Raw genomic sequence first — 231 nt, 5'->3', positions numbered from 1 at the left:
ATGATATTAAAAAAGTCAGCTAGAAGTGATGCTGAAAGATATAACATTGTTGAAAAAAACATTCCTAAAAAAAGGGATAAGAAAAAAGAAATTTTTATTTGTTCTTCGGTTAATTCCTTTTTTTGTATTAAAGCTGGACCGACACCCATTAATGAAAATATAGTTAAAAAACCAATTATTGCACTACTTAAACTAGTAATACCGAAATCTTCTGGAGTAAGTATCCTGGAC

General features: G+C 28.6%; 1 protein-coding gene. It reads right to left on the bottom strand.

The window, feature by feature from the left end; genetic code table 11:
- The coding region (locus tag R0J92_RS27185; RefSeq protein ID WP_411053973.1) for an oligosaccharide flippase family protein at positions 1 to 231 on the bottom strand (231 nt) is incomplete at both ends.

The sequence above is a fragment of the Tritonibacter sp. SIMBA_163 genome (assembly GCF_046535935.1).
Classification (GTDB): domain Bacteria; phylum Pseudomonadota; class Alphaproteobacteria; order Rhodobacterales; family Rhodobacteraceae; genus Epibacterium; species Epibacterium scottomollicae.
Note: the sequence above shows the minus strand (reverse complement) of the source record. Positions and strands in the feature narration are given on the sequence as shown.